The following is a 17,243-nucleotide window of genomic DNA, read 5'->3' as shown; positions in this document are numbered from 1 at the left end:
ACCAAGCCAAAGGACGTTCCATGTTCAATAAGATCCTGATCGCCAACCGGGGCGAGATCGCCTGCCGGGTTATCAAGACCGCCCGTAAAATGGGTATCGGCACCGTTGCCATCTATTCGGACGCGGACAAGAACGCTCTGCACGTGTCGATGGCGGATGAGGCAGTCCATATCGGCCCGCCGCCTGCCAACCAGTCGTATATCGTGATCGACAAGGTCATGGATGCCATCCGCCAGAGTGGCGCACAGGCTGTCCACCCCGGCTATGGCTTCCTTTCGGAGAACGCCAAATTCGCCGAGGCGCTGGACGCCGAAGGCGTGGCCTTTGTCGGCCCCCCGGTTGGCGCGATTGAAAGCATGGGCGACAAGATCACCTCGAAAAAGATCGCGCAGGAGGCCGGTGTTTCCACCGTACCCGGCTATATGGGCCTGATCGAAGATGCCGATGAGGCGGTCAAGATCTCGAACGACATCGGTTACCCCGTCATGATCAAAGCCAGCGCCGGGGGCGGCGGCAAGGGTATGCGGATCGCCTGGAATGACGAAGAGGCCCGCGAGGGGTTCCAGTCCTCTAAGAACGAGGCTGCGAACTCGTTTGGCGATGATCGGATCTTTATCGAGAAATTCGTGACCCAACCGCGTCACATCGAAATTCAGGTTCTCTGCGACAGCCATGGCAACGGCATCTATCTGGGCGAACGCGAATGCTCGATCCAGCGTCGGAACCAGAAAGTCGTGGAAGAGGCCCCGTCGCCCTTCCTGGATCCTGAGACCCGAAAGGCCATGGGCGAACAGGCCGTCGCACTGGCCAAGGCCGTTGGCTATTCCAGCGCGGGTACGGTGGAATTCATTGTCGATGGCGAGAAGAACTTCTACTTCCTTGAAATGAACACCCGTCTTCAGGTGGAACACCCGGTGACCGAACTGATCACCGGTGTCGACCTGGTGGAACAGATGATCCGCGTGGCGAATGGCGAAAAGCTGACCATCACGCAGGATGATGTAACGCTGACAGGCTGGGCGATCGAGAACCGTTTGTACGCCGAAGATCCCTATCGCAACTTCCTGCCCTCGATTGGCCGTCTGACCCGCTATCGCCCGCCGCAGGAAACCGCCGCCGGTCCGATGCTGGTCAATGGCAAATGGCAAGGCGACGCGCCCGAGGGTGAGGCTGCCGTGCGCAACGATACCGGCGTTTATGAGGGCGGCGAGATCAGCATGTACTACGATCCGATGATCGCCAAGCTTTGCACATGGGCCCCGACCCGCGAAGCCGCGATTGAGGCGATGCGCGTGGCGCTGGACAGTTTCGAGGTTGAAGGGATTGGCCACAACCTGCCGTTCCTGTCGGCGGTGATGGATCACCCTAAATTCGTCAGCGGTGACATGACCACCGCCTTTATCGCCGAAGAATACCCAGACGGGTTCGAAGGCGTGACGCTGCCCGAAGGCGACCTGCGCCGGATCGCGGCCTCATGCGCGGCGATGCACAGGGTTGCTGAGATTCGACGTACCCGTGTCTCGGGCCGGATGGACAACGACGAGCGCAAGGTCGGCAAGCGCTGGGTCGTTTCGCTGGAAGGCCACGAGCTGGCCGTTCAGGTCAACGCAGACAAGGAAGGCGCGACCGTCAAATTCGAAGACGGCTCGACCGTTCGCGTCACAACAGACTGGACACCGGGCGATCAGCTGGCAGTGCTGGATGTGAATGGAAGCCCTCTGGTTCTGAAAGTTGGCAAGGTCTCGGGCGGATTCCGCATTCGAAACCGGGGTGCGGATTTGAAGGTCCATGTGCGCCGTCCGCGTCAGGCTGAGTTGGCCAAGCTAATGCCGGAGAAACTCCCGCCGGACACGTCAAAAATGCTGCTCTGCCCGATGCCGGGTCTGGTCGTGAAGATCGACGTGGAAGTCGGTCAGGAGGTCCAGGAGGGTCAGGCGCTGTGTACCATTGAGGCGATGAAGATGGAAAACATCCTGCGCGCCGAGAAGAAGGGCACCGTTGCCAAAATCAACGCAGGCCCGGGCGATAGCCTCGCCGTAGACGAAGTGATCATCGAGTTCGAATGATCATGACCGCGCTTTTGGCATATCCTCAGGTCTCACCGGCGTTCTGCGCCGGTGGCTTGAGGCGTGGCAAAAGCGTTCAGCCGCCCTCGCGCCGTTCGCGGATTTCGCGTTCGCGCAATGGGGTTTTGTCGATCGAGCGGCCGATCTCGCGCACGCTCCACGGGGACGGTTTGCGCAGTTTGACCACGCCGTCCTTGTCGACAAAAACCATCTGGAACCCGCGCGGGCGCAGCTTGGACCGGATCGCGGATCGTGCGGACGGATCGGTATCTGTTAAAACGATGACATCCCGATCCCGCATTGCGTCCTCGCCGTCCAGCAACATGTCGATCTGCTGCTGGAACCGGGGATCGGCGGGAGTATCGGCGAAGACGACAATGGGCCGGTGGGTCCACATGAAATCGCTCAACTCACTGTCGCCGACAGGGCGAACATATTCATCATCAGCAGGTGTTGTTCCGTCGGCGGCCAAGGCAGCCAGCGGGATAAGTGCCGAGAAAACAAGGGCAAGCGTTTTGTTCATGGGGCCTCCTGTCCCGTTGAATATAGCCTCTGCGCGCGCGAATGCGACCGGCGATTTGCACAAGACGCTCAATTTGTCGCGCGTGGGCCATGCCCGGCATCTGCTCAACCACGATACGCACGGATTGCAGGCTGCTGCAGGCCGAACTGACGAGAGGACACCTCGATGACCGACAAGAACGACTGGCGCGCGCTGGCCGAGAAAGAATTGCGCGGACGGCCACTGGACGATCTAACCAAGGAAACGCTGGAAGGCATCAGCGTCAAACCGCTTTACACGCAGGACGACACCGCCGATTTGCCGCATATGGGCACTCTGCCAGGGTTTGGCCCGTTCACGCGCGGTGTGAAGGCGACGATGTATGCCGGGCGGCCATGGACCATCCGCCAATATGCCGGGTTCTCGACCGCCGAGGAATCAAACGCCTTCTACCGGCGCAATCTGGCTGCAGGTCAGCAAGGTGTCTCTGTCGCCTTCGATCTGGCAACGCACCGCGGCTATGACAGCGACCACCCGCGCGTTGTCGGCGATGTCGGCAAGGCCGGTGTCGCGATCGACAGCGTTGAGGATATGAAAATCCTGTTCGACGGTATCCCACTCGACAAGGTCTCGGTTTCGATGACCATGAACGGCGCTGTCATCCCGGTTCTGGCAAGTTTCATCGTGGCGGGCGAAGAGCAAGGGCACAACAAATCGGTCCTGTCCGGCACCATTCAGAATGACATTCTGAAAGAGTTCATGGTGCGCAACACCTATATCTACCCGCCTGAGCCGTCGATGAAGATCATCTCGGACATTATCGAGTACACGTCGAACGAGATGCCCAAGTTCAACTCGATCTCGATTTCGGGCTATCACATGCAAGAGGCCGGCGCGAACCTTGTGCAGGAGCTGGCCTATACCATCGCAGATGGGCGCGAATATGTGCGGGCTGCGCTAGATGCGGGCATGGATGTGGACAAGTTCGCAGGCCGTTTGTCGTTCTTCTTTGCCATCGGCATGAATTTCTTCATGGAGATCGCGAAACTGCGCGCCGCGCGGACCCTGTGGCATCGCGTGATGACCGAGTTCGGGGCGAAGTCCGAACGTTCCAAGATGCTGCGGACACACTGCCAGACCTCAGGTGTCTCGCTGCAGGAGCAGGACCCTTATAACAATGTGATCCGCACCGCCTATGAGGCGATGAGCGCGGTTCTGGGCGGCACCCAGTCGCTGCACACCAACGCTCTGGACGAGGCGATTGCCTTGCCCACCGATTTCTCGGCCCGCATTGCGCGGAACACGCAGTTGGTTTTGCAGGAAGAGACCGGCGTGACCGACGTGGTCGATCCGCTGGCGGGCTCTTACTACGTTGAAAGCCTGACCAATGATCTGATCGAGAAAGCCTGGGCCCTGATGGAAGAGGTCGAGGAAATGGGCGGCATGACCAAAGCCGTTGCCTCGGGCATGCCCAAGCTGCGGATCGAAGAAAGCGCCGCGCGGCGTCAGGCGATGATCGACCGGGGCGATGAGGTGATTGTTGGGGTCAACAAATACCGCAAAGAACAGGAAGACCCGATCGACATTCTGGACGTCGACAACGTGGCCGTGCGCGAATCTCAGGTCGCGCGGCTGGAAGAGATCCGCGCCACCCGCGACGAGGCCGCCTGTCAGGCCGCGTTGGACGCGCTGACCAAGGCCGCCCAAGAAGGCGGAAACCTGCTGGCTGCTGCGGTCGAGGCCGCCCGCGCCCGCGCATCGGTAGGAGAGATCAGTATGGCAATGGAGAAAGAGTTCGGCCGCCACCGTGCCGAAGTGAAGACTCTGGCGGGCGTATATGGCGCGGCCTACGAGGGTGACGAGGGTTTTGCCGCCATCCAGAAATCCATCGAAGATTTTGCCGAGGTTGAGGGGCGTCGCCCCCGTCTGTTGGTGGTCAAGATGGGGCAGGACGGTCACGACCGGGGCGCCAAGGTAATCGCAACGGCCTTTGCCGATATCGGGTTTGACGTGGACGTTGGCCCTCTGTTCCAGACCCCGGCCGAGGCCGCACAGGACGCCGTGGACAATGACGTGCATGTGGTGGGTATCTCGTCTCAGGCGGCAGGCCACAAGACGCTGGCACCGCAGCTTGTTGAGGAGCTCAAGAAAGCCGGGGCTGAGGACATCATCGTAATTTGCGGTGGGGTGATCCCTCAGCAGGATTATCAGTTCCTGTATGATAATGGGGTCAAGGCGATCTTCGGCCCGGGAACGAATATACCCGACGCTGCACAGGACATCTTGCGCCTGATCCGCGACGCGCGGGACTGAGGCGGGGCAGGGGGCTGTCTGCCCCCTCTTTGCCTAACGGCAAATTCACCCCCGAAGGTATTTTCAAACAGAAGAAGGGCGCGGGTTTGGCTTGCGCCCTTTTGGTGTGTGCGTAGGGTGTCATCGTGGAGGGCGCGATGGAGTTGGATCATATTGCGGTGGCGGGTGCCACGTTGGAAGAGGCCACGGCGCATGTAAAAGATGCGCTGGGTGTCAGACTTCAGGCCGGTGGCAAGCATGAGGTATTTGGCACGCATAATCGGTTGCTTGGCCTGAAGGACGGGCTGTATCTGGAGGCGATTGCCATCGACCCGGATGCGCCTCGTCCCGACAGGACGCGGTGGTTCGATCTGGACCGGTTCGAGGGTGCGCCACGTCTGACCAACTGGATATGCCGCGTACCTGATATCGAGCTCTCTCTGTCTGTGTTTCCCGATGGTGTCGGGACGCCGATTGATTTGGCCCGAGGGGCCTTGCGGTGGCGGATGGCGGTTCCGCCAAATGGGCGTTTGCCTTTTGACAACTTGTTTCCGGCGCTGATCCAGTGGCAGGGTGATCTTCATCCCGCGCGTATGTTGGAGGATCACGGGTGCCGCCTCAAACGTCTGGTTGTCTATCACCCGGATGCGCTGCGCTTGGCAAAACAACTGGGTCCGCTTGATCCGGTTGTTTTTGACACAGGACCAGCGTCCATGCAGGCCGAGATCGAAACGCCTCATGGGGTACGTATTTTGCGATGAGGGTCCGTCAGGCCCAACCAGCGGATGCAGCAGAGATCGCTTTGATCACCAACGCGATTATTCGCGACACATTGGTGACCTTCACGACCGATGAACGCAGCGCCGCGTCGATTGCCGATGATATCCAGGCGCGTGGCGCAGCGTTTCTTGTGGCTGAGGATCAAGGGCAGGTCATTGGCTTTGCAACCTATGCATCGTTCCGGTCCGGGCCGGGCTATGCCAAGTGCCGTGAGCATTCGATCCAATTGGCAGACAATGCGCGGGGCCGTGGCGTCGGGCGCTCCCTTATGGAGCGGTTGCAGCAAGTGGCCCGCAGCGAAGGGGTGCATGTTCTGGTCGCCGGGATTTCTTCGGCCAACCCGGGGGCGATCGCCTTTCACTCGGCGCTGGGGTTCGCCGAGGTGGGGCGTATGCCCGAGGTTGGGCGCAAATGGGGGCAGTATCTGGACCTTGTGCTGATGCAGAAAATTCTTTCGCCCGAATGATCTATCGCACCTGACAGTCCTGCAATGGAACGCTAGTGTACGCCCATGTCGATCTGGACCCGCATATCCGACGCGCTGAGCGCTCTTGCCCAAGGTGAAAGCCTGACGGCTGTTTTCGAAAAGCTGCGCTCACCGCCTGAACGTTCGGTCGCGTTCACCATTGCGGTGATCGCGCTGGGGGCCAAGATGGCCAAGGCCGATGGACAGGTGACACGCGATGAGGTGACGGCCTTCCGCGACGTGTTCCAGATTGCGCGCGAAGATGAAGAGGGCGCGGCCCGTGTCTTCAACATGGCCCGCACCGATGTGGCGGGCTATCAGGACTATGCCCGCAAGATCGCGCGGATGTTCTCGGAGGACAGCACCACGCTTTGCGATCTCATGGAGGGGCTGTTCCACATCGCCATGGCCGACGGGTTCTATCACCCGAACGAGAACCAGTTTCTAGAAGAGGTCAGCCGCATTTTCGGACAGACGGATGCTCAGTTTCTGGCCCTGCGTGCGCGGTTTGTGCCGGATGCGCCGAACGACCCTTATGTGGTTCTGGGCGTCTCGCGCGATATGTCGATCGCTGAGATCAGGAAGGTCTGGCGCAAACTCGTGCGGGAAACCCACCCCGACGCGATGATGTCGCGTGGTGTGCCGGAAGAGGCGATCCGCCTGGCCGAGAAGAAGATGATCGACATCAACCGCGCCTGGGATGAGATCAACGGCGCGACGGTTTAGGCGATGCGTCTGGCGACCTACAATATCGAATGGTTTGCCAACCTGTTTGATCGCAATGACAGACTGATCGTCGACGAAAGCTGGTCGGGTCGGCATGACGTGACCAAGGCCCAGCAGGTCGAGGCGATCGCCAAGGTTCTCACCGCGATTGACGCGGATGCGGTTCTGGTCGTCGAAGCACCGAATACGGGCAAACGGCAGAACACGGTGCGCGCACTACAGGCATTTGCCGAGGTTTTTGACCTTCGCACCTCGCAGGCGACCATGGGATTTCCCAATGACACGCATCAGGAATTGGCGCTTCTCTACGACCCGGAGGTTCTGTCGGTTCGCCATGACCCAAGGGCGGCAGATGACGCCCCGCGCTTTGACGCGGAGTTTCGCATAGATCTGGACGTGGATGCGACGCAGGACGTGGTACGGTTCTCCAAGCCGCCAATGGAGCTGTCGGTCCAGACCAAAGCGGGGTTTGAGTTTCGCCTGATCGGCGCGCATCTGAAATCCAAGGCTCCGCATGGGGCGGAGTCACGGGATGAGGCGATCCGTATCTCGATCGCCAACCGCCGCAAGCAGTTGGCACAGGCGATCTGGTTGTCCCGTCGGGTCGCGCATCACTTGGCTGAGGATGATCCAGTGATCCTGTTGGGCGACTTAAATGACGGCCCCGGTCTGGATGAGTTCGAACATCTGTTCGGGCGCTCCTCGGTCGAGATTCTGTTGCAGGCGGGTCTCTATGATCCCCATGCGGCTACGGCGTATGGGCCGCGTCCCGGATCTGTGCCTGCTACCGCACGATTTGCGCGGCCCGAGAACGGCACGTTCCTTGAGGCGTTGCTGGACTACATCATGATCAGCGAGGATTTGCAGTCTCGGCGACCCGTCTGGCGCATCTGGCATCCGTTTCGAGATGCTGCCTGCTGGGCCAAACCTGACCTACGAGAGGCCCTTTTGACCGCGTCGGATCACTTTCCGGTCACGTTGGATTTTGAGCTGTGACCTTTCAACTGGGCGCGGAAAGGCTTACATTCAGCATATGAAACATATTCTGATGATCGGCGCGATGACAGCCGCTTTTGCGCTGCCTGCAACGGCCGAGGAAGAAGATGCCCCAACGCTGATGGAGCAGGGGGCCGAGTTGTTTTTCGAGGGCCTGCGCCGCGAGATGGAGCCGGCTTTGGATGAGTTGCTTGGCCTTGCAGATCAATTTGGCCCCGCGATGCGTTCTTTCATGCAGGAGATGGGACCCGCGCTGGCAGAGCTCGCCGCCGAGGTAAAGGATTGGAGCGTCTACGAGATGCCCGAAATCCTGCCCAATGGCGACATCATAATCCGCAAGAAACAGACCGAAGATGCGCCTGAAACACCCGAAGCTTTGCCAGAGGCCCCGGACGGAGCCACGGACATCTAGGGGCAGCTCAGCCCTTGATGACCACACGCACTTCGGATTTCAGGGCATTTGCCAGTGAATTCAGACGGGACTCGGCGACTTCGTTGAACAGGGGCTGCACGGATTTGGGCAGCACCAGATCAAGCTCACGCTTTTTGGGATAAAAGCGTAGCTTGCCCACATGTGCGTCGCTGTCCATGCACAACATGGCCCCGAACCGCATAGCCTTGCCCAGAATCTCGGCCTGTTTTTGGCCCTTTTCATCCAGCAACTCATAGAGCGGCGCAAAACGGTTGCCTTCGCGTTTGTTGCGATAGCGATGTTGCAGCGCAAGGCCGATGAAAACGCGTTCGGAGTGTTTCAGCCCCCCGAGATTGGCGCGGGTGACATAGTCGAAACAGACCTCGGCCCGGTAGTCGGGATGCGCGCGCCAGCTGACATCATGCAAGAGGCAGGCGGCCTTGATCAGACGGACCTGCGTCGCAGGCGCAGATTTGAACAGAGGCATCACAAAATCGAACAGTGTGCGGCCCATACCGGGCAGGCGGGCGTCTTTCGCCTCCGAAAAACGGCTGGCCTCAATGAGGGGATCGCGGTCACGCTGTTCCTGCGACATCTGTTCGTACAGCAGCCCTTCGCGGATACCATAGCTTGAGATCGCGATATCCTTGGGTTTGAAGGTGCGGATCAGACGCGCAAGCACGTCCATCGCATAAGGGATCAGCGCCATACGAGAGCTTGAGACCCCGGCCTGACTGCGCAGTTTGTCATGATCGTTCGCGTCAATGAATTTGATTGTTTCGCGAACTTGCTTGGTGGTCATGCGGTATTCGTGCAGGACGTTCAGCGGATAGCCCCGCCGCAGCATGTCCAGTCGTGCAAAGGCACGCCAGCTGCCGCCCACCAGAAACAGCCGGTCGCGCTGCGGGCCCATCTGGCCGTGCAACTCTTCCATTGTGGATTTGATATGGGCCTTGCGCGCGCGGCGCCCGCCCTTGATATCGCGCAGCTTCAGCGGACCAAGGGCCGAGGTCACGCGACGGCCTACATCGCCACCTCCGATCTCGGCCAATTCCATAGACGAGCCGCCTATGTCGCAGATCAGGCCATACGCTCCGGGCCAGCCCAGCATAACGCCTCCTGACTTCCGACCTTTTTGTTGATCTGACTGGGTTTTTGGTTTGTTTTCAGGTGTGGTTGCTCAGAGGCGCGTTGTAGTGCCCTATTATTATAAAAAGTATTGACATGGGCCTTCAGATGGCTAACCTCTTCGCCCATGTTCATCCGCACCAAACATGACGCAAAGCTCAACCGCACACGGATCCAGATCGTTGAATCCGTCCGCACCGGCTCCAAGGTACGCCAGAAGATCCTGCGCCATGTGGGTGTGGCCCATAACGACAGCGAGATTGAGGATATCAAGCGTCTGGCGGGCCGCTTGATGGAGCAATTACGCATTGATCGCTCGCCGCAAATGGAACTGTTCACGCCCACGGAATATGCCGATCTGCAGGCGCTGGTGCGCCGCGCTCCGCGGCCGGACAAGCTTGGCGTTGATCTTGCCGAGTGCCGTGAGGAGGCGCGGGTCTCTCTGGGTCTGCGGGATGTCATGGGGACGATGTATGACCAACTGGGTTGGGGGGCCCTTCTGGGGGCGGCGCGTAAAAGTGCCAATCGCATTGTGAAAGAGCTGGTTATGGCGCGGATCGCACAGCCCGAGAGCAAGCGCGCGACCGTGGAGGCGTTGGAGAACCAGGCAGGCATCACGCTCAATCTGGACGTGGTCTATCGGAGCATGGATTACATCAATACGCCGGTGATAGACGGGATTTGCAAAACCTCTCACGCGGCGGCAGAGAAGTTGCTGGGCGGGCCAGTGACCGTGCTGTTCTACGATTGCACGACCCTGGCCTTTGACACCGAGCGCGAGGACCCGGCCGAGGATGCGGACGGGGTCGAGCAGGATCATCTTCTGGCCAAGGGCTTCAGCAAGGATGGCAAGCATCACCGCGCTCAGGTCATGCTGGCGCTGATCGTCACCTCCGATGGGCTGCCTGTGGGCTATGAACTCTTCCCGGGAAACACCTGGGAAGGTCATACGCTGGAAGCTGCGCTGAAGGCGTTGGAGGGACGCTTCGACGTGGCCAGGGTCACGTTCGTGGCCGATGCCGCCATGCTCAGCAAGGACAACCAGCAGATGTTGCAGAACAAGGGTCTGCCCTACATCCTCGGCTATCGCATGAAGTCCGCCCCGGCCGCCGTGAAGGCGAACATTTTGAGCCCGGAGGGACGCCAGCCTTGGGCTGGACACGGTTCTGAAGAGGCAACCGAGAAGGGCTGGTACAAGGTGATCGACCAGGAGGGAGCGCGGGTCATTGTGACCTGGTCACCCACCCGGGCACGCAATGATGCCCACAAGCGCGACAAGGCAATCGAAAAGCTGCACAAGAAGCTCAAGCGCTCTCGCAAACCCGGCAGCTTCAGCAGCCGGGGATATGGCCGCTTCCTGGCCTTCCCCGACAGCGGGGACGTCACGCTGGATGATGCAAAGATCAAGGCAGCGGCACAATGGGACGGGCTGCATGCCATTGTTGTTCATGGTGCGGACGAACTGGAGGCACAGGACGTCATTGCCCGCTATCACCAGTTGTGGGAGATCGAAGCCTGCTTCCGCACCAACAAGCACGATCTGAAAATCCGGCCCATCTATCACTGGTCGCCGCGTCGGGTCCGGGCCCATATCGCCATCTGCTACATGGCCTTCTGCTGCCTGCAGCACCTGCGCAAGCATCTGGACCTGCTCGGACACCCGATGAGCCCGGCTCGTATCCGCAACGAGTTGAACGCATTGCAGCTCTCGATCCTGCGCCACAAAGGCACCCCTGACCGCTACGGCATGCCAAGCCATGCCACGGTCGATGCCAGACGCATCCTCACCTGCGTCGGCCTGACCTGGAACGAAGCCCCTTTCAAGATACCCCCCGGGCGCACCCGAAAAACTGGCCAGACCAAAGCCTGAGCTCCCTCAACACTCCGAAACAATCGCTGGCGAAAAAAGTCCGTGTAGTGCCTTTTGGCAACCAAGGCATAATAATATCAATGACTTATACGAAAAATGTCGGAAGTCAGGAAACAGACCGAAGATGCGCCTGAAACACCCGAAGCTTTGCCAGAGGCCCCGGACGGAGCCACGGACATCTAGGGGCAGCTCAGCCCTTGATGACCACACGCACTTCGGATTTCAGGGCATTTGCCAGTGAATTCAGACGGGACTCGGCGACTTCGTTGAACAGGGGCTGCACGGATTTGGGCAGCACCAGATCAAGCTCACGCTTTTTGGGATAAAAGCGTAGCTTGCCCACATGTGCGTCGCTGTCCATGCACAACATGGCCCCGAACCGCATAGCCTTGCCCAGAATCTCGGCCTGTTTTTGGCCCTTTTCATCCAGCAACTCATAGAGCGGCGCAAAACGGTTGCCTTCGCGTTTGTTGCGATAGCGATGTTGCAGCGCAAGGCCGATGAAAACGCGTTCGGAGTGTTTCAGCCCCCCGAGATTGGCGCGGGTGACATAGTCGAAACAGACCTCGGCCCGGTAGTCGGGATGCGCGCGCCAGCTGACATCATGCAAGAGGCAGGCGGCCTTGATCAGACGGACCTGCGTCGCAGGCGCAGATTTGAACAGAGGCATCACAAAATCGAACAGTGTGCGGCCCATACCGGGCAGGCGGGCGTCTTTCGCCTCCGAAAAACGGCTGGCCTCAATGAGGGGATCGCGGTCACGCTGTTCCTGCGACATCTGTTCGTACAGCAGCCCTTCGCGGATACCATAGCTTGAGATCGCGATATCCTTGGGTTTGAAGGTGCGGATCAGACGCGCAAGCACGTCCATCGCATAAGGGATCAGCGCCATACGAGAGCTTGAGACCCCGGCCTGACTGCGCAGTTTGTCATGATCGTTCGCGTCAATGAATTTGATTGTTTCGCGAACTTGCTTGGTGGTCATGCGGTATTCGTGCAGGACGTTCAGCGGATAGCCCCGCCGCAGCATGTCCAGTCGTGCAAAGGCACGCCAGCTGCCGCCCACCAGAAACAGCCGGTCGCGCTGCGGGCCCATCTGGCCGTGCAACTCTTCCATTGTGGATTTGATATGGGCCTTGCGCGCGCGGCGCCCGCCCTTGATATCGCGCAGCTTCAGCGGACCAAGGGCCGAGGTCACGCGACGGCCTACATCGCCACCTCCGATCTCGGCCAATTCCATAGACGAGCCGCCTATGTCGCAGATCAGGCCATACGCTCCGGGCCAGCCCAGCATAACGCCTTGGGCTGATAGGCGCGCCTCTTCCTGACCGTCGATCACAGCCACATGCAGCCCGGTTTTTGCTTTCACGTCCTGACAGAATTCGGGGCCGTCTTTCGCCTCACGCACGGCGGCGGTGGCTACGACATGCAGCCCCGGCAGGCCGAGATCCTCTGCGATCCGCTGAAAGCGCTGCAGGGCGGCCATCGCCCTCTCACGCCCTCGGGGATTCAGGTGGCCGGTCTCGGACAGGCCCGCGCCCAGCTCGCACATGACCTTTTCGTTGTAGAAATAGGCAGGTGACCGCGCCGCGCCATCAAAGACCACCATCCGGACCGAGTTTGACCCGACATCAACCACGCCCACCCGGGACAGCGCCCTTGTGCCGGGGTCGTCGAACAGAGGTCTTCCGAAAGGCCCCCAATCAGGAATGTCGGTTTCGACGGTCTGGTCCATGTCTTACCCAGAAATTTCGCTGTCAGAATGCGCAATTGGCGCGCTTGGGTCAATCATTCGTATCGCCTTCGTCCGGGTCCATTTTCAAGACGCGGATCGCCAGAGCGCGCGTGATATCCCGTTTCTCGGACAGCGCGAAATCGTCCAGCTGTGCGACCACATCGGCGGCGGTCTCAAAGCGGCGATCCATGTGCTTGACTAGATAGGCAATCACCTCGGGGCCGGGGTTTAGCTGCCGGTCGACAAACAGTTTCGCAAGCACTGCGCAGAGTAACGCGTCATCCGGTGGATCGAGTGCAACGTGATGCGCGCCCTCGACCCGGCTTTGCAGATCCGCCAGCGGCAATTGCCAGAACTTCGGGGCCAAACGACCCGTCATCAGCAGGGCGTGCCCCTCGGCCAGAACAAGGTTGTGTAGGTGAAACAGCACTTTCTGCCGCTCGATATCACCTGCGATCATCGGAACGTCTTCAACCGCAATCGGGCTGCGCGCCAGATCGGGCACGTCCTCGTACCGCAGTGCCTCGGCTTTGATTATGCGCCCGCCTGTTTCAGCCGCCCAGACATGGGCCAGGTGGGTCTTACCTGCTCCTGCCGGACCGCTCAGCACCAGTTTGTTGCCGGGCCATGAGGTGGCCGAAATCATCGCAACTGCCAGCGCGTTTGCCGGAGAGACAAAGAAATCCTCTCGCCCCAGCGCAGTTTTGGCGGGCAAATCGAAACTTAATTGTCGGGCCATTTATGCGTTGTCCTGATCCTGGCTTTCGAGGCCGGTATAGAGGCGGCTATCCAGATAAACCGACGTGCCGAACCGCGCCAGCACACCCAGCGCTGCGGCAACCGGAACGGCGACCAGCATCCCGACAAAGCCGAAAAGTGCACCAAAAACCGACAAGGCCAACAACAGCCAGACCGGGTGCAACCCGACAGAGTCGCCGACCAGTTTGGGGGTCAGGAAGTTGCCTTCGGTCACTTGTCCTAATGCAAAGATGCCTGCGACCAGCCCGATATGCGCCCAATCCCCCCAGAACTGGAACAGCGCTAGCCCGATGGCCAAAGTGCCGCCGATCAACGCGCCCAGATAGGGGATGAAAGTCACCAGCCCTGCGATGAAGCCGACGATCAGGCCGAATTGCAGCCCGACCAGCATCAGGGCAACCGCATAGTAAGTGCCTAGGATCAAACAGACAGTGCCCATGCCCCGCACGAAAGAGGCCAGCACATTGTCAATCTCACCCGCGAGACGTTTGATCGTGGGGGCGTGGTCGCGGGGCAGCAGCTCTCCGATCCGGGCGACCATACGGTCCCAATCCAGCAGCAGGTAGACCGAGACCACAGGCACGATGACAAGCAGCACTACCACGTTGATTGCCGAGCCAAGCGAGGCCACAACGGATTCCAGAACATCCCCAGTCTTGGATTTTAGCGTTTCACCCAACCCGACAAGGAACTGGTGCGAGCTGGATTCGCGGTCCAGAATCGAAGGGAATTGCTTCTCGATGAAGGCGCGCAGTTCCTGGAACAGGCTGGGCACTATGTCGACCAGGTCGATCAACTGTGTGACCAGAGCTGGCACAACCATCAGAATCGCAAGCACAAATCCAAGGACGCCGACCACGGTGATGATCCCGGTGGCAGCCATCCGCGACAGCCCCAGCTTTTCCAGCCGATCGGCGACGGGGTCGAGGAAATAGGCGATTGCGCCGCCGATCACGAAGGGCAAAAGCACATCGCCCAAGGCCCACAGGATCACGACAAAGACAACCGTGGCGATGCCCCAGTATCTCAGCTGATCCTTAACCGGCAAAGCCATGGCGCATCCCTTTGTTGCACAGCGTTGCCATGTTCTTGGCCCATGATGCGCGGCGATGCAAGCGGTTCATGGGCCTTGGTTTCTGCGGGTCAGTCGGTCAGCGTTCCCAATTCCGGAGTATCCCCTGTCGCGGTCTCGTCCGGCCAGTTGGTGCGCCAGATTTCGGCGGACCAATGGCCGCAATGAACGGCGGGGCGATCAAAGCCGGGCAGGGCGGGCAGCAGAGGCTCAACAACCACATCATGGCGCGGAACGGCGAAATAGGGGAACGAGTACCGCTCGCGCCCTGATCGGTTGACGACGCGGTGCGGCGTGGATTTCAATCGGCCGCCCGACCACAGTTCCAACATGTCGCCGATATTGACGACGAAGCCGCCGGGCGGGCAGTCGGGCGTGATCCAGTCTCCGGTGCGGGTTTGCACCTCCAGCCCTCCGACGGGATCTGGTGCGATGATGGTCAGGGCATCCGTATCCTTGTGTGGGTGAATGCCATAGCCGCCCTCATCCGGTGCCTGCGGAGGGTAGTGCAGCAGGGTCATGTTGGTCATCGGGTCTCGAAACGCGTCGCGCAATTGGCGTTCCGGCAACTCCAGCCCGGTTTCGAGCGCTGCGAGCAGAAGGTCTGCCACGTCATCCAGCATCGACCAGTAGGTCAGGATGACATCGCGCGCCCCCGGCACTTCGACCGGCCAGATGTTTGGGCCATACAGCCCGCAATCTTCACGGATTGCAGCCTCGGCGTCGACTTCGTGATGCAGCTTGTAGCCTTCATATTTGTCGGCTTTACCCGAGCCGTCATTGGGCGTGAAGAACCCCATCGGGATAAACCCGCGATAGTTCTCGCGGGTGATGGCTTGTTGCCATTTAGAGGCCTCTTCGACCGAAAAAATCGCGCGCGCCATGTCGCGCACCTTATCAACAGTAGCCTCGGGAACGCCAGTGCCCGTGATCGATAGGAAACCGATCTCAGTGCAGGCTTCCATGATCTGCTGCACGGTTTGGTCCCGGTCGGGATGCGTGGCGTCGCGCAGTGGGTTGAGGTCGATTGTCGGAATGTAGTCCATCAGTGAATCCTGACGCCTTGACGGTCCAGTTCAGCGTGAACAGGGGCAAGGTTCATGCTGTGCAGCTCCTGGTTGCTTTTCAGTGACAAGGCTGCCGCGATGCCGGCCCCTTGCCCCATGACCGCGCAGCACGCCATGTTGCGCGTGGCCGCATGGGCCACCTTGTCGGCCCCGTGTGAACGTCCGGCAACCAAAAGCCCTTTGACACCTTTGGGCAGCATCGAGCGATAGGGCACCTGCATATAGCGGCCAGTGGTTGGCAGGATCAGGATGCCGTAGCCGTCGATAAACTCGGGATAAATGCCTATTGTGTCCTCGAACCGGCCCTGATGGCGCGCGTCCTCTTCGGTCATGTTGTAGACCGCGTCGATCTTGCGCGTGTCGCGGATGCCGATGGTCATCCCGAAATTCCGCAGGCGGGCGTTTTCACATCCCGGCATGAAGCGGCGCAGCGCTTCGATGGCCAGCATCGACTGGCGGCGGCCTTCGATTTCACCCTTTGTGAGGCTGTCGGGGTCGGTGCCGTCGATTTCAGCCAGATGGATGAGGTTCATATAGGTCAGCTCACCCGTGTCGTGCATCGCGCCCCAGGTGCCTGCGATGGTGTTCAGATGAGGCGGGATCAGACCCTCATCAATCGCCTGCTGGAAAGGCTTGTGAACGAAGGGAGAGAACATGTCGTCCTCTTTGCCCGAGGTTTCGATGTTCCATTCGCCACCGCCGCCCCAGTCTTTATAGGTCTGCGGGTCGGCTTTGACGCCTTCCATAAAGGCGCGTTTGTCGACACCGGCGAGATGGAACATGACCGAGGCGGCCATCATATCCTCGCGCGCGGTCTTGTAAGTAGGGGCGCCGGCGCGGTGGGCGACATCGGCGTCTCCGGTCGCGTCGATCACGACCTTGGCCAGAATCGCCTCGCGCCCGGCTTTGGATTCGGTGATGATGCCGGTGATCCGGTCGCCGTCCATGATGGGGGCGACGAACTGACGGTGCAGCATGGGATACACACCCGCCTCTTCGACCAGCTTGTCGGCCACCAGCTTGAACCCTTCGCTGTCCAGTTCATAGCTGAGCGATTGGCTTTCCGGCACGGCGGCGCCCATGTCTTTGGCGCGAGTCTCGAACTCCATGCCGATACCGCCAGCCTCGACCGTTTGTTCGTGGCGATACCAGGCGAAGCCCTCAACCCCCACGGCGGTGATATTGCCGCCCATGCAGCCGAAACGATCGACTAGCGACACTTCGGCGCCTGCGCCTGCGGCAGCCAAGGCTGCCGCCAGCCCGGCAGGGCCAGAGCCGACGACCAGAACATCCGTCTGGTGAACAACAGGGATTTGACGGGCGGGTTCCGAGATTGTCTGCATCGGGGCCTCATGATTTTACATTTCCGTCA

Annotated in this window: 15 protein-coding genes and 1 pseudogene; 8 read left to right on the top strand and 8 right to left on the bottom strand. The window is 60.0% G+C overall.

Annotated elements, in window-relative coordinates:
- The first annotated feature begins 20 nt into the window (after nucleotides 1-20).
- Complete coding sequence (locus ACOERD_RS19200; protein WP_419740082.1) at nucleotides 21-2,066, top strand: acetyl-CoA carboxylase biotin carboxylase subunit; 2,046 nt, start codon at nucleotides 21-23, stop codon at nucleotides 2,064-2,066.
- Nucleotides 2,067-2,142: 76 nt separating this feature from the next.
- Here ACOERD_RS19200 and ACOERD_RS19195 read toward each other — a convergent pair whose 3' ends face one another.
- Nucleotides 2,143-2,589, bottom strand: coding sequence for a DUF4174 domain-containing protein (locus tag ACOERD_RS19195; protein ID WP_419740081.1), 447 nt, complete (start codon nucleotides 2,587-2,589; stop codon nucleotides 2,143-2,145).
- A gap of 165 nt (nucleotides 2,590-2,754) precedes the next feature.
- Between ACOERD_RS19195 and scpA the strand changes: the two genes are divergently transcribed.
- The 6 genes from scpA (at nucleotide 2,755) to ACOERD_RS19165 (ending at nucleotide 8,240) form a co-directional block, all read left to right on the top strand.
- Nucleotides 2,755-4,881, top strand: coding sequence for a methylmalonyl-CoA mutase (scpA, locus tag ACOERD_RS19190; protein WP_419740080.1), 2,127 nt, complete (start codon nucleotides 2,755-2,757; stop codon nucleotides 4,879-4,881).
- A gap of 137 nt (nucleotides 4,882-5,018) precedes the next feature.
- Nucleotides 5,019-5,621 (top strand): VOC family protein, encoded by a 603-nt coding sequence (locus tag ACOERD_RS19185; RefSeq protein ID WP_419740079.1) that lies wholly within the window; start codon nucleotides 5,019-5,021, stop codon nucleotides 5,619-5,621.
- Nucleotides 5,618-6,106: an N-acetyltransferase family protein gene (locus ACOERD_RS19180; RefSeq protein WP_419740078.1), complete on the top strand. Its 489-nt coding sequence runs from the start codon at nucleotides 5,618-5,620 to the stop codon at nucleotides 6,104-6,106. The genes ACOERD_RS19185 and ACOERD_RS19180 overlap by 4 nt, the downstream gene beginning before the upstream one ends.
- A 45-nt stretch (nucleotides 6,107-6,151) precedes the next feature.
- Entirely contained in the window at nucleotides 6,152-6,832 is a 681-nt protein-coding gene (locus tag ACOERD_RS19175) for a TerB family tellurite resistance protein (protein WP_170665555.1), read from the top strand.
- Nucleotides 6,833-6,835: 3 nt separating this feature from the next.
- On the top strand, nucleotides 6,836-7,828 hold the full coding sequence (locus tag ACOERD_RS19170; protein WP_419740077.1) for an endonuclease/exonuclease/phosphatase family protein: 993 nt from the start codon (nucleotides 6,836-6,838) through the stop codon (nucleotides 7,826-7,828).
- A gap of 37 nt (nucleotides 7,829-7,865) precedes the next feature.
- Nucleotides 7,866-8,240: a hypothetical protein gene (locus ACOERD_RS19165; protein WP_170378053.1), complete on the top strand. Its 375-nt coding sequence runs from the start codon at nucleotides 7,866-7,868 to the stop codon at nucleotides 8,238-8,240.
- Between the two features lie 7 nt (nucleotides 8,241-8,247).
- Here the strand turns inward: ACOERD_RS19165 and ACOERD_RS19160 are convergent.
- Nucleotides 8,248-9,357 (bottom strand): annotated as a pseudogene (locus ACOERD_RS19160) (exopolyphosphatase); the annotation flags it as partial.
- Nucleotides 9,321-9,503 carry a hypothetical protein gene (locus ACOERD_RS19155; protein ID WP_419740076.1) on the bottom strand — a complete coding sequence of 61 codons (183 nt, stop codon included), beginning with the start codon at nucleotides 9,501-9,503 and terminating at the stop codon, nucleotides 9,321-9,323. The gene ACOERD_RS19155 and the pseudogene ACOERD_RS19160, both read right to left, overlap by 37 nt.
- On the opposite strand from ACOERD_RS19155, the gene ACOERD_RS19150 reads away from it, so the two are divergent.
- Entirely contained in the window at nucleotides 9,496-11,238 is a 1,743-nt protein-coding gene (locus tag ACOERD_RS19150) for an IS1634 family transposase (protein WP_419737624.1), read from the top strand. The genes ACOERD_RS19155 and ACOERD_RS19150 overlap by 8 nt on opposite strands.
- 190 nt (nucleotides 11,239-11,428) lie before the next feature.
- Here ACOERD_RS19150 and ACOERD_RS19145 read toward each other — a convergent pair whose 3' ends face one another.
- The 5 genes from ACOERD_RS19145 to ACOERD_RS19125 all read right to left on the bottom strand — a co-directional run bounded on the left by ACOERD_RS19145 (nucleotide 11,429) and on the right by ACOERD_RS19125 (nucleotide 17,214).
- Nucleotides 11,429-12,973: a Ppx/GppA family phosphatase gene (locus ACOERD_RS19145; protein WP_419740075.1), complete on the bottom strand. Its 1,545-nt coding sequence runs from the start codon at nucleotides 12,971-12,973 to the stop codon at nucleotides 11,429-11,431.
- A gap of 49 nt (nucleotides 12,974-13,022) precedes the next feature.
- On the bottom strand, nucleotides 13,023-13,712 hold the full coding sequence (locus tag ACOERD_RS19140; RefSeq protein ID WP_419740074.1) for a chromosomal replication initiator DnaA: 690 nt from the start codon (nucleotides 13,710-13,712) through the stop codon (nucleotides 13,023-13,025).
- Nucleotides 13,713-14,786: an AI-2E family transporter gene (locus ACOERD_RS19135; protein ID WP_170378059.1), complete on the bottom strand. Its 1,074-nt coding sequence runs from the start codon at nucleotides 14,784-14,786 to the stop codon at nucleotides 13,713-13,715.
- Between the two features lie 89 nt (nucleotides 14,787-14,875).
- The gene (locus ACOERD_RS19130; RefSeq protein ID WP_419740073.1) at nucleotides 14,876-15,850 is read right to left on the bottom strand and encodes an isopenicillin N synthase family dioxygenase; all 975 of its coding nucleotides are present in this window, start codon (nucleotides 15,848-15,850) and stop codon (nucleotides 14,876-14,878) included.
- On the bottom strand, nucleotides 15,850-17,214 hold the full coding sequence (locus ACOERD_RS19125; protein ID WP_419740072.1) for an FAD-dependent oxidoreductase: 1,365 nt from the start codon (nucleotides 17,212-17,214) through the stop codon (nucleotides 15,850-15,852). Before ACOERD_RS19125 ends, ACOERD_RS19130 begins: the two co-directional genes overlap by 1 nt.
- Nucleotides 17,215-17,243: the final 29 nt, after the last annotated feature.

The organism is Ruegeria sp. (assembly GCF_965199275.1).
In the GTDB taxonomy this organism is placed as follows: domain Bacteria; phylum Pseudomonadota; class Alphaproteobacteria; order Rhodobacterales; family Rhodobacteraceae; genus Ruegeria.
The sequence above is the reverse complement of the archived record's forward strand: the minus strand, read 5'-3'. Positions and strand labels throughout refer to the sequence as shown.